12 protein-coding genes and 1 pseudogene are annotated in these 11,996 nt (G+C 61.8%); all 13 read right to left on the bottom strand.

The features are described from left to right. A pseudogene (locus VL003_RS02965) lies at window positions 1–200 on the bottom strand (transcription elongation factor GreB); the annotation flags it as partial. An 82-nt stretch (window positions 201–282) separates the two neighbouring features. Further along, the gene (locus VL003_RS02960) at window positions 283–741 is read right to left on the bottom strand and encodes a DUF192 domain-containing protein (RefSeq protein WP_325439419.1); all 459 of its coding nucleotides are present in this window, start codon (window positions 739–741) and stop codon (window positions 283–285) included. Window positions 742–749: 8 nt separating this feature from the next. Then, window positions 750–1,619 carry a type II secretion system F family protein gene (locus tag VL003_RS02955; protein ID WP_325439418.1) on the bottom strand — a complete coding sequence of 290 codons (870 nt, stop codon included), beginning with the start codon at window positions 1,617–1,619 and terminating at the stop codon, window positions 750–752. Between the two features lie 11 nt (window positions 1,620–1,630). Continuing rightward, window positions 1,631–2,476 carry a type II secretion system F family protein gene (locus VL003_RS02950; protein ID WP_325439416.1) on the bottom strand — a complete coding sequence of 282 codons (846 nt, stop codon included), beginning with the start codon at window positions 2,474–2,476 and terminating at the stop codon, window positions 1,631–1,633. Further along, window positions 2,473–4,257 (bottom strand): TadA family conjugal transfer-associated ATPase, encoded by a 1,785-nt coding sequence (locus VL003_RS02945; RefSeq protein WP_325439414.1) that lies wholly within the window; start codon window positions 4,255–4,257, stop codon window positions 2,473–2,475. Before VL003_RS02945 ends, VL003_RS02950 begins: the two co-directional genes overlap by 4 nt. Before the next feature lie 4 nt (window positions 4,258–4,261). Continuing rightward, window positions 4,262–5,794: a type II and III secretion system protein family protein gene (locus tag VL003_RS02940; protein ID WP_325439412.1), complete on the bottom strand. Its 1,533-nt coding sequence runs from the start codon at window positions 5,792–5,794 to the stop codon at window positions 4,262–4,264. Window positions 5,795–5,802: 8 nt separating this feature from the next. Next, entirely contained in the window at window positions 5,803–6,804 is a 1,002-nt protein-coding gene (gene cpaB / locus VL003_RS02935; protein WP_325439410.1) for a Flp pilus assembly protein CpaB, read from the bottom strand. 15 nt (window positions 6,805–6,819) lie between these two features. Further along, on the bottom strand, window positions 6,820–7,584 hold the full coding sequence (locus VL003_RS02930) for a hypothetical protein (RefSeq protein WP_325439408.1): 765 nt from the start codon (window positions 7,582–7,584) through the stop codon (window positions 6,820–6,822). Next, window positions 7,581–8,432, bottom strand: a complete 852-nt coding sequence (locus VL003_RS02925; protein WP_325439406.1) for a TadE family protein — start codon at window positions 8,430–8,432, stop codon at window positions 7,581–7,583. The genes VL003_RS02930 and VL003_RS02925 overlap by 4 nt, the downstream gene beginning before the upstream one ends. Further along, window positions 8,429–9,724 (bottom strand): hypothetical protein, encoded by a 1,296-nt coding sequence (locus VL003_RS02920; protein ID WP_325439404.1) that lies wholly within the window; start codon window positions 9,722–9,724, stop codon window positions 8,429–8,431. The genes VL003_RS02925 and VL003_RS02920 overlap by 4 nt, the downstream gene beginning before the upstream one ends. Beyond that, window positions 9,721–9,987, bottom strand: coding sequence for a hypothetical protein (locus VL003_RS02915; RefSeq protein ID WP_325439402.1), 267 nt, complete (start codon window positions 9,985–9,987; stop codon window positions 9,721–9,723). The genes VL003_RS02920 and VL003_RS02915 overlap by 4 nt, the downstream gene beginning before the upstream one ends. 187 nt (window positions 9,988–10,174) lie before the next feature. After that, on the bottom strand, window positions 10,175–10,711 hold the full coding sequence (ppa, locus tag VL003_RS02910; RefSeq protein ID WP_325439400.1) for an inorganic diphosphatase: 537 nt from the start codon (window positions 10,709–10,711) through the stop codon (window positions 10,175–10,177). 35 nt (window positions 10,712–10,746) lie between these two features. Continuing rightward, window positions 10,747–11,996, bottom strand: a 1,250-nt coding sequence (locus VL003_RS02905; RefSeq protein ID WP_325439398.1) for a heme biosynthesis protein HemY, incomplete at its 5' end; no start/stop codon positions are given.

Genomic DNA, 11,996 nt, shown 5'->3' with positions numbered 1-11,996 from the left:
CCATTGGAAGCCGCCCACGACACCACCTGAACGACAGCTGGACGCTCTTCATTCATTAACTGTTCAAGCTCGGCGCGCAGGCGCGCATAACCCTGGGTGGTGATGTAGTTCTTGGTGCCCGCCGGCAAGGGAATTGCCTCGGGGCCCAGGTCGTCGTCATCGTCGTCGCCGTCTGACTCTTTGACAAAGGCTTTGTTCATGGCTGCCATGTAAGTAAGGGGCCACCGGCATTCACCGGCCGCATTGTTCTATTCTAGCAATGGTGGGGGCCGCCGTGACAACCTACGTTCTACCCATCGGGTTGCGGGCCGGGGGGCAACGGCTGCGGCGGGGGCGAACCGGGCGCCAGGGGGTATGGGCGGTTCGGCAAAGCGCGGCATGCATTGCCTGACGCAGGCTTGCCTGATAATGCGGCCGGCTCCTGCAATAAAAAGCCGGCAGCTCGACCACCGAATGCGCGGCCAGACACCACGCCACCCTGTTGGGCTTTAATGCGTGCACTGTTTTCAGCACCTTGCCTTGCGGACCGATAAACACGATGTCAATGGCGTAGCCCAGGCCTACTGTGTGCACCGCCTTGCACGGTTTTATCCACAATCCCTCTTGCGGGCCAAGGCGGCCGTGCCCGAACAAACCTGCCGCGCGTTGCCAAAATGAACGTGCCAGAAACAGCCGCAAAGGCGACGATGGGCTGTGCCTGCTGCCCGCATGACAAAAAGCGCTTCTTGCGCCGCGACGCATGCAAGGCGTCATTGCATCGCCTCGAGCAGCTTTACGCCGATTGGAAACCCGATGATCAAGAACGTGCAGGGAAAAATGCAGCACACCAGCGGGAACAGCATTTTGACCGGCGCCTGAAGCGCCAGTTTTTCAGCACGCAGAAAACGCTCGTTGCGTCGTTGCTCAGACTGGGCACGCAGCAAGGGTCCCAGGCTCATGCCCAGTTGGTCGGCCTGCCCCAAAGCGGTGACCAGTTGTTGAACCGCCGGCAGGCCGCTGCGTTGGGCCCATTTCTGCAATGCTTCGGAACGGACCATACCCCCGCGCATATCGGACAACGCCCGACGCAGCTCGTCGCGCAACGGACCTGCAGGCCCATGGCCGGCGGCCTCTTGCAACGCCCCTTGCAAGCTGAGCCCGGCCTCGACGCACAAAGTGGCCATGTCCAGCAAAAAAGGAAACTCACGTTGCATTTGCAAGCGACGCTTGACGCTCATGCTGGTCAGCAGATGCCAAGGCCACCCAGCCGCCATTGCTGCGCCCACTGCCGCCAGACCAAGGGCTGCCGCCCAGTTACTTGCAAGCAGAGCCGCAGCCCCGGTGCCCACTGCCGCCCCGAGCAACGCCAGCAGCAGCTGGGCGGCGGCGACATGTTCAGGCTTCCATGCCGGGTCCAGGCCCGCCTGCTCGACCAAACGCTGCAATGAGGCCCTTAACCGCCATGAAAGCCACGGCGCGGCAACGACGGAAAACACTTGCAGCCAGGGCCATGCCAGCCTTATAAGTGGGTGTCGAACGTGAGGGGGCGGGGGCCGCCCATGCCGCGCGGGCCGAACCGCCACCCAGACCAGACAATGCAGTGAAAGCCCCGCGAGCAGGCAACTGAACCAGAACAGCATGGGCTTACCTTTTAGACCTGTATGTCGACAATGCGGCGGATGAGCAATATGCCGGCAAACTCAAGCGCTGCAACCACCGCCAGCACCGCCCAACCTGCGGGCGTGTGCCAGAGCAAAGCCATGGACTGCGGATCAAGATGACTGAGCACCAAGGCAAGAGCCACCGGCAGGCACGCCATAATCCAGGCTTGCAACCGCCCCTGTGAAGTAAGCGCATCGACTCGCGACCGCAACTGAATGCGGGCCCGTAGCGTTACGGCAATACGCTCCAGGGTTTCTGCCAGATTGCCGCCATTACGCATGGCGATATTCAGCGAGGACACGACCAGGCCCGTACCCTCGCCGGGCAGCCTCGCGTACAAGTTGTTCAGCGCCTGATCAAACGGCACGCCCATGCGCTGCTCGCGCAGCATCAGGCCAAACTCTTGCGACAGCGGGGCGGGTGACTGCGGCACAATATGCCGCAGCGCCACATGCACACCCGAGCCTGCCCGCAGCGCACCCGCCAAGGAAAGGAGCAGATCGGGCAACTGCATATCAAAACGCTTCTGGCGGCGCCGGCGCAGCAAGCCTAGCGCCCAACGAGGCACGGCCAGCACCAACCCGGCAGCCGCCAAAGCAAGTGCCGGCGAAGTGCTAAAAACCAGCACCAACAAAAATGCGGCGGCACACGCAAGGAGATTTGCCTGCCATAGCTGCACCGGATCCAGAAACAGGAAGAACTCGCTTAAGCGCGATTCAGCCGTGCGTGTAAAGACACTTCGATAATGAGCAACACCCTGGGGCACCCACCGCTGCGCCAGCCAGGCGACTATGACGACAACCGCCAACACGCAGGCAAGAAATAGAATAATCATCGTGCCCCGCCACCCGTACTTTCGGGGCCCGGCCCGGCACCTGGCGAGCCCGACGCAACCTGCGCCAGCCCCACCTGTACTGACGGAAGCAGGTTGCGTTGATTGAACAGCGAGGCATCGATGACACCCGCGTGTTGATGGGCGCGCGCAAGGAAATCGGGCATGACGCCGCAACCAACAAAGGCCGCCGGGGGGCCGGGCTGGTAGGAGAACAAGGGTTGCAGCTGGATGCGGCCGCTTTCGATGCCGGTAACCTCGACAATCGCGTCGATGTAGCGACGCCCATCGCTGGCGCGCACCTGCTGCACGATCAGGTCGATGCTAGAGCCTATGTGCTCGCGCACGGCGGCCAGCGGAAGATCCATGCCGGCCATCAGTATCATGGTTTCAAGCCGCGCCAGTGCGTCGCGCGGACTGTTGGCGTGCAAGGTGGTCAATGAGCCTTCGTGGCCGGTGTTCATGGCGGCCAGCATGTCGAAGGCCTCGCCGCCACGGCATTCTCCGACCACGATTCGATCCGGCCGCATGCGCAACGCATTGCGCACCAGATCACGAATTTCAACCGCACCGCGTCCTTCGAGGTTGGGCGGACGCGCCTCGAGCGTGACCAGGTGAGCATGGCCCAGCTTAAGCTCGGCGGCGTCCTCGATGGTTACGATGCGCTCTGCCTCGGGTATGCAATTTGAAAGCACATTCAGTAAGGTCGTTTTGCCCGAACCGGTTCCGCCCGAGACCACAATGTTTTTCTTGTGCCGTACGCAAGCCGTAAGGAAATCGCGCATGGCGGTATCCAGCGCACCCACCCGGACCAGGTCGTCCATGCCCGGCCTGCGGGTTGGAAACTTGCGTATGGTCAGGCTGGCGCCGCGCAAGGCTATGGGCGGAATCACGGCGTTGACGCGCGAGCCATCGGCAAGCCGGGCATCGACCATGGGCGAGCTTTCGTCAATACGCCGCCCCAGCGGCGAAACAATACGCTCGATAACACCCAGCACCGCCTGCTCGCTGCTGAACCCCGAGGGGTGGCGCTGCAGGCGCCCGTCGATTTCCACAAACACTTCGTCGTGGCGGTTGACCATGATTTCGGTCACGGCGGCATCGGCCAGCAGCGGCTCAAGCGGCCCCAGGCCCACGGCTTCATCCACCACCTCGGCAAGCAGGCTTGGCCGGTCAATATCAATGGGCAGCTCAGCGTCGTCCTGGACGAGACCGCTTAGCACGTGCAGCGCTTCGTCACGCAGGGCAGCGTCGCTTAGCGTAACGACGTCGCGACGACGCAAATCGAGCGCCTTGACCAAGGCGCGGTGCAGGCGACGACGGTGATGCAATCGCTCGCTCAGGCGATGCGGAGCGTTCGATGCGTCGGACGCGCAGGGCATCTGTGCAGACTGCGCTTCATCACGCGTGTCCGAAGAAACCTGCGCCATGGCATGTGCGTTGCCTGCGGTGTCAGCGCTGCCGTCGGTAGCATCGAGCATAGCCGGCGAGGCGGGCTCAAAGCGACGCACACGTATGACACATGGGCCGATCAGAATCTCGTCGCCTGGCAGCAATGGACCGTAATGCGTGATGCGCCGGCCATTTACCAGGGTTCCGCCCAGGGTGCCCAGGTCGTCGACGAACGGCCCATCAGAACCTCGCTCGATGCGCGCATGCTGCTTGCCCACTCTCCAGGCGGCAATATGCAGACCGCAGTGCGGAGAGCGTCCGATATCAAGCGGCAGACTTGCCTTGCGCTGCTCCACCCTGCCGTCTTCGAATTTGAGTTCAAGCTCAAGCATCTGCTTACTCCTGATACGCACGTTCGTTGGCACCGGAATGCAACACCGATGAAGCCCCTGTACTTGCTGAGTTGGGCAGTGCATTGAAAAGTTGGGCCGAATGCTCGGGCAGCTCATCTACCCACTGCGACCCCGGCCCGTAGTATGGGTTCCAGACCGGGCTTTCACCGGACACTGGCGCGGGCAAATTGATGGCGGAGCGCACCGGTACATTCAAAACCTCAGGGGCCTTGAACGTAGAGTGCAGGATTTCACGCCCTTTTCCGACCCGGGCCTGAAGGTCGGGATGATCGGCCGCCACCACCACAGGGGTCACAAATATGGCCAGCTCGGTTTCGTTGTGTTGAAATCGCGTCGAACTGAACAGGCGACCCAGTATGGGCATGTCGCCGAGACCCGGCAGCTTGTTGATGTTGCGCGACTCTTCGCGCGACAAGAATCCGGCCAACACCAGTGTCTGACCCGAACGTACGTTGAACTCGGTAGAGGCGCGCCGCGTTTTCAGCGACGGGCCGTTGGGTACCGACAAGGCGGTGTCGATGGAACTGACCTCGACCTCGATGTGTGAACGCACCGCCCCATTGCGTTCGATTTGTGGCGTAATACGCAGCGACACCCCGTACGGTTTGAATGCGGTATTGGTGTTGCCATTGGCGTCGACCGCAGAATATGGCACCTCGCCGCCGGCCAGAAACTCTGCCGTGGCGCCGCTGCGTGCAAGCAGTTGCGGCTGGGCCAGCACCACGGCGGTGCCGGTTTGCGCCATGGCGTTGATGCGCGCGGACAGCAAGGCGTTGACACCAAAATAACCCGCAACCGATGCTGCCGGGCCGGCTATGGATAGGGGCGAAGGCTCGCCGGCAGAGCCCGGGCGGTGTTCCCAGCGTCGAGTGCCGGCGTCCCAGGCCAGGCCGGCCACCATGCCTCCCTCGCTTTCGGTGTTCCAGCGCACGCCCAGTTCATGCAACTGTGTCCGAGGTACTTCCACCACCTGCACGTCGAGCAGCACCATGCTGTCCCAACCAATCTGACCGGTAAAATCGAGCAATTGCGGATAACGCTGGCTAAGCTGAGCGAGCCGATCGCGGTCGGCGTCGGAAAGGTCGTCGCCCTCGACGATGAGCTTGTCGCCCACGCTGGAAATATGCGCGTGGGGAATGCGCTCAAGCACCGCACGCAGCTCTTGTTGAACGCGACGCGAGCCTTCGGGTGCAACCTCGACCTCGTAGCGGCGACGCACACCGTCCTCGGACCATACCTGCAGCACCGTGGAACCCTCGTGCCGCGCAAAGACAATCACTTCTTTTTCTTCGGTGGTAATGGCGTTGACCACCTTGCCGTCTCCGACAGCCACTCGCGCGACATCGGGCACTGCCAGAACACGTAGCTCGCCAACCTGCAAGCTTAATATTTGGTCTGGGGCGGCCACTGACAATTGGCCAAACGCCGCGCCCAATAGCAGGCAAAGCCTGATGGGCTGTTGCAATCGCCGCAACACCGCGTTAAAGGTTCGGGCAAGGCAGGCTAGTCCAGGCATGGCACGACCTAATGCTGGTCGGCAAGAGCCGCAGCAGTGATGTCAATGTCCGCAAGCGGAAGCGGTGCGTCGGCGTCAGCCCCCTCGAGCCCTTCAGCGGCTTGCGCCCGCGTCTTGGCCGTTAGCCATGCACTGACCAGCTCGGGCATGTAGGGCAGGTCGAACATCGCCGACGGCACTGCAGTTTCGGTCGAAGGGCGCAAGCTCGCCAGGTTTCGCACCGGCTTGTCGCCATAGATGACCGGTGCCCTTCTGGGTTTGCCCGGCGCCGGGTTTGCTGGGGCCACACCCAACAGACTAGCCAGATCACCCCGCGATGCGCGCTGAGTGGGTTGTGCATCGTCGGGCCTTCGCATCAGGGCCGTAATCGTGCCCCCCTGCCTTGCCGCCACCAGCTTAATGGCATCTTCGGGCGAAGTATCCAAAGTGACAGTGGTGTAGCCATAGCTGCCCTCAGGGCCGGGCGCGCCGTCGGTATCGCTGCCTGTGGCCAGCACGAGCACCCCCTGCAGCAGCGGTGCGGTGATGCGCTTGCGCTGATGATCGAACGATACGTAAAGATCGATCAGGTCGCCCGGCTCAAGCAGGCCCGAGGCCGAGTTAATGGCATCGATGGGCATGGTAATGGCGCGCCTGCCTTCACCAAGCTTGGCCGAGAACGGCAAGCTTTTATCGAAGGCTGCATGCGCCGGAAGAATCGCATCGCCGGCGCGAAGCGGCATTTTAAGTAGACGCCCTTCGAGGCCCGCATGACCTTCGGGCCCAATGCTGTCGCTGGCGGCAAGCCCTGCTGGAAAGCTGCGCACGGCCAGATGGTCGCTGGTTAAGCGTAGCCCCGCCGGAAGATCGTAGGCGGCGACGATACGTTGCACGGTGGGAACACGTGCTTGCGCTTCGATCTGCAGGATACGGCCTTGAATATGCTGGCGTGCCGCCCAGACAGCCAACAAGCCTGCCGCAAAGGCAATGGCCAACATCAAACCCGAACGCCGATCAAATGGCAGGCGCATGGCAGGACCCCCGGATTAGTCGGTTTGTTGAATGAGCACCGCAGCTCCGACCGCTGGATGATGCACCGGCATGACGTCGATGCGGCCTTGCCCCACCTTGCTTAAGCTCGAACCGCGCTCCCATGAGTGTGGGCTGCTTTGCCACCACCCTTCTTGCAGCAAGCGGCCATGTAACGCTTTCATGAATTCAATCGTGGGACGATTGAGTACGTGAACCGTCTGCGCAGTGCGACTGCCGCTCCGGCCTGTAGACTGGCCGAACACAAAACGGGCATTCTGGGTCAGCCACGGTGTGAGCGAGCCTGTAAGCTCGGCCCCGTTTGCTAGCCGAGCCGGCTCAAGAGGCAAGGCCGAAACCATGCCTTTGACCTGGCCGTTTGCCGTTTCGATCTGCGCCACCCAATGACGGCCTTGATGCACGCCCGACAACAATATGGATCCTGGCAAGGTGGTGACACGCTGAAAGCGGTTTCTGTGCTGTGCCAACGACCGGGCGGCTTGCTCGAGCGTCACAGCGGCAACGAAGCTTCGCACCACAACCGCCACGCCGGAAAGATGCATCTCGATCGGTTCAGACCAGCGGAACGCCGGGCTCAGGGCATGGGGAAAACGCATTTCCGTCTGTACGAAAGCAGCAGCCCGCAAGGGCTCGCCGAGCAGGGGCGCGCCGAGCAGCGCCCCTGCAATGACTGCCGATGCCATCGCCCGGCTGCCGACGATACAACGCCGCTTGGACGACCGGTTCGGAACGAAACCGGACTTTGGCTCGCGATGATTCATGGTTGTTCTCCGGAAGAAAGCCAATGACGTTGTGGAACCTTGCCGGCCCATGCACCGAGCCAGTCGGTGGTGGGGTCAGGCCTGCGCCAGCCCGCATCCACGAGTTTCATGACTGAACCTACTTGCCCACCAAGACTGTACGAGCGCTGGGCGGTACCAGACCAGGCCAGGTGTGAGCCGGCCAGTCGTTGCTGAACGGCTTGATCGCTCGAAGCATGGCCGGCATGAGCCAATATGGCGGTATGACGTGTCAGCAGCGGATAGGCTTGATCGAACTCGCGCAGTTCGGCCATGAAGCTTGAGGGTTTCGCCCGGCCGGCGCCTGGCCGAGCGGGAAGCTGAACCCGCACACGCGCATCGACAATACCAGCGTCGGCCACCTGCCATTGCTCGCGCAGGGTGGACGCATGCGCAGTGTCAAGCCCCGCCTGCGCCTTTGCCACCAGGCTGGGGCCGCGTGAAATACTCAACGTTGCTTCGTTTCCGTTGCTGCTGAACAGCGAGTGGCCGCGACGATCGGTCCACCGATGGCTGGATCCGGTAAAGAAATTTTTTTGAACCGCCTCAGGTTGAAACGGCTCGCCTCGCGCGTGCACAAAGGCGGCGTGCCGGCTGGCGTGCGAGGCTTGCAGCGCAATGTCCTGATACCGCCCCAGCCACGCAATGGCAACCCATACTGTCAGCAAGACGGTGAATGCAACCAGTGCTTCGACCAAGGCCTGCCCGGCTTGTCGTTGGCCGGTTTGATGCCCCCGTGCACTTCGTCTGCGGGTGTTCGAGCCCGGGCTTACACGGGAATAAAGAGCCATGGCACACCCGCCCTGATACTCGATGAGGTCTATGTTCATGGCACTGGCACCTTTGCACGATTCAGGGGTTCAGACGCCAGCCTTGCCTGCCAGTACGGATGAAACAGATTGGCCAGTTCGCGCCGGCCGTCGGGCCGTGGCTGAGGCCGGGCGAAGTAGGTCTCGGCGGCGCTGCGTGTGGTAACGGTAATGCCTTCGGGCCCGGGCCGTTGCAGCAGAACGCTGAACCGCAAGGGTTGAGCCCCGGCGCCTTCGGCCATGTCGTAAAAATTGGGCAAGCCTGCAGAACGCCATCTGGAACGCGCTGCTACAGCCCGTGAGTTGGCCAACGGGTTTGCATCGCCCGAGAAAATATCCCAATCGGTGGCCTCGCGCACCCAGCGCCAAAAATCCTGGGCGGAAAAATCGTCGGGCGGCGTTTCGACATGAGGCATGTCGGCACGCTGCTCGGTCGCAGTGGGTATCCACCCCCAGCCCATTGCGTACTCGCGAAAATAACAGCCTATCCACTTGTTGGACCTGAGCGCATGAAAAGACTGCGTGTCGATGGACTGCCAGACGCCCGAAGCATCGAGCTGGGTCTGGCCACGGCGACGTAACTCGTGCCTGCGCGTGGGACATCGCGCCTGCACCGGCCAAGGATTGCGAGCAGTGTGGTTGCGCGGCGCCAGAAACGCGTAATGGCCGGCGGCTTCGCGAACAAACTGCGCCAGATGCCGGCGCCCGGCATGGAGCCGGATGCCCCCAGGCCAGTCGTCATGCTCAAGCTGCAATGTTGAAGGCTCGCCCTGATAGTGCTGCTTCAGTACCTGCACCATTGCGGCATGACGGGCCTGCGGCAAGGTTTCAACAATGCGGTGCTGAACCGACGCCAGTACGTCGTGAACAAGCTGATCGTGCGCGGCATGTGCCGATGCAAGCTGGCCGGGGGTTTGCGCCATGGAATCAAGACCGCCGGCGCGCAGTGCCGCCGCATATGCCGCACCGTGAGCTGGCCCAAAAAACATGCCAATAAGATACGCGGGCGGGTTGCCAATGGCGGCTTGCCTGGATTCGGTTCCGCCCAGAAACGCCCAGGTGCCCAAGGTGACCAGATGCGCCATGGCCACCTGATGCGCCACCTGGGTGCGATTAAGCAAGGCCAACATATTCAGGGCACGAGCCTGAACCAAAGCCCCGCTATAGGCTGCTGCGTCGACACCGTGCAGCTGGCGTGCCTTGGCCGCCACCATCTGACCGGTGGCAAAATAGCGCAGCAACACCAACGAAGCCACTGCCGCCAGCAGCATGCCCCACACCAATGCCTGACCGCTTTGAGTTCGCGCGTTCATTGGCCGGCTCCGGCATTGCCTGTGAACGACTTTAGGCTTTTGGCTGCGGTTTGCGCGGCCGCCGCTTCGGAGGCGGCCTGGGCGGCCTGGCTTTGCGCGCTGCCGTCTTCGCCGGCCAGTTCACGCGCCATGGCGGCCGTTTGAGACCGCACGACTTGGCCGAACAATTGGTACACAGCAATGGCGGCCACGGCGACCAGGGCCACGATAATAATGTATTCGGTCATGCCTTGTCCGCGCTGCCTAGCAAGGGCTTGCTGCATGCTCGCCTCCTTTGTCCAGTATTGAACAAAGTTTGGCCGCTGGCCCGCCAAGCCACAATTGGCAAATGCCGACACGGATCAAATCGCTGCAAACCGTGCCTACGCTTTCAAGCAGCGCCTACCCTGAAACAAAACACCCCGAGGCCGCAGGCCCCGGGGTGTTTTGTTGAATAAAGACCTTACGTCTTTACTTGTTCGAATCAGCGTAACGCTTGGCGCTGTCCACAATTTCCTTGTGGGCGGCTTCTACGCCTTCCCAGCCTTTAACCTTCACCCACTTGCCTTTCTCAAGGTCTTTGTAGTGCTCGAAGAAATGCTTGATGCGCTCAAGGTCTTCGGCGGGCAGGTCTTGTGGCGATTTAATGTTGCGGTACGGGGGGTAAAGCTTGTCTACCGGCAGGGCCAGCAACTTGGCGTCGCCGCCGGCTTCGTCTTCCATCTGCAACACGCCAATGGTGCGGCAGCGAACCACGGCGCCCACCTGAATGGGGAATGGCGTAATGACCAGCACGTCGACCGGGTCGCCGTCGTCGGAAATGGTTTGAGGAATGTAGCCGTAGTTGGCGGGGTAATGCATGGCCGCCAGCATGAAGCGGTCTACAAACACGGCGCCCGTGTCTTTATCAACCTCGTACTTGACGGGGTCGGAGTTCATGGGAATTTCAATCACAACGTTGAATTCTTCGGGCAACTTGGTGCCGGCCGGCACACGGTCTAAGCTCATGCTTTCTCTACCTTGGTAAAAATTAAATCAAAAAACTAGTCACGATGTTTGGGCGTATCGGCAACAGACGACTCTTGCGCGTGGCCGTGGCTGCGGTCAGACGTTTGTGTAAGGTCTACCCCCGGAATCGGGGCGCTGTCGAAATAGTCGTTGATGTCGGCTTCAGTGCTCGACCCTGCGGTTGATGCACGGGGTGCCCCGCGCTCGGCCTGGGTGGGTTCAAGCGGCTGGCCGTCGTCGAAGTAATCGGCCGCGCTTGCTGCCAAGGGCGAAAACGGTTCGGTTTCTATGGGCGTGGCCATGGGCATGCTTTCAACGTCGATAAGCGTGGGGTCGCCACGGGTATCGGCTGCGGGCAGCAACTTGTTCATTTTAAGCACGGGCAACACGCCGGCCACGCCGGAAGCCAATCGCCAGTGTTTCATGGCGTCGGCCTCGCGGCCCAGACGGTCGTACAAATTGCCCAGCAGCGCATGAATACGCACGTCGCTGCGTATCTTCATGCTGCGCAACAAGTAGCGCTCGCCGGGGCCCCAAAGCTGGCCGGTCAGGCACAAGTTGCCCAGCGCCGCCAATAGGTCGGAGTTTTGCGGGTGGGCCTTAAGCCAGACCTCGCCCTTGGCCAAGCGACGCGCCACGTACTCGGGCGGGCACTGTGAATAGGCATTCAGCAGGCGGCTATCAAGCTGCACGTTAAGCGCGGTTTCAAGTACCTTGCCGGCAGCCTCGAAATTGTCTTCACGCTCGTGAAAGGCCGCTGCCGCCAACGCCACTTCGGGCAGGGTTCGTTCGTCTGACTTGAGCTCACCCCACAGGCTTTTGAAAGTCGCGGCATCGGCTTGCGACAAGCGCACCGAAGCAGCGGTTTCGATCAGGCCAAGCGCCTCGGCCTTGTCTATGACCCCTTTGCGCGACAACGCACGGGCAAGGTCAAATACACGGTCGTAGTTGCCCAACTGGCGGTAGGCCTGCAAAAGCAAGCGCGCAGCGTGCGAATGGCGCGGGTTGCTGTCGTGCAAGGGCTGCAGCAAGGCCAGCGCCTCATTCGGCCGGTTCTGGTCAAGCAGCATTTCGGCCGAGGCCGCCGCATGCGCTTCTTTTAAACGGGCCGTATTGCCCGCGGCTTCGCGGGCCAGACGCAAGGCGTCGTCGCGACGGGCGTATTCGCCCAAGTGATGCGAAGCTCTGGCCAGGGCAAGGCCGGCCAACACCCGGGTGTTGGGCGATTTGGTGCGCCCCATCAGTTTGGAAAGACGCTGCTCGGCCTCGGGGTAGCGGCCTTCAA

It is taken from the genome of Pusillimonas sp., assembly GCF_035515275.1.
GTDB lineage: Bacteria > Pseudomonadota > Gammaproteobacteria > Burkholderiales > Burkholderiaceae_B > Pusillimonas.
This window is presented reverse-complemented; position numbering and strand designations above follow the sequence as displayed.